We start from the raw sequence: 277 nt of genomic DNA on the forward strand, positions 1-277 counted from the left end.
ATAGTATAATGAGTAGCATGATAAGGAGGATGGAAGGTGATGGATTGAAGTAGGATGTGAGGTTAGATGGCGTGTGGAGTTTTGTGAAAAGAGAGGGTTGGAAAATTTCTCGGGAATGGGTGGGTTTAGGGAGAGGAAGTGGGGGGAGAAGGGGTGGTGTGAGGAGAGAAGAGGTGTGCGAATTGGGAGGGGTGAGGAGAAGATGGTATAGGTGGGTTGAGGAAGGTGGGGATATTGAGGTATCGGATTGGGTATTGGATAAGATTGGTTCAGGAGT

At 48.0% G+C, this 277-nt stretch carries 1 pseudogene; it reads left to right on the top strand.

What is annotated here, in order from left to right:
• Positions 1 to 56: 56 nt before the first annotated feature.
• A pseudogene (locus FS628_RS32230) lies at positions 57 to 277 on the top strand (transcriptional regulator); the annotation flags it as partial.

It is taken from the genome of Paenibacillus xylanexedens (assembly GCF_007676705.1).
GTDB classification, from domain to species: Bacteria; Bacillota; Bacilli; order Paenibacillales; family Paenibacillaceae; genus Paenibacillus; species Paenibacillus xylanexedens_C.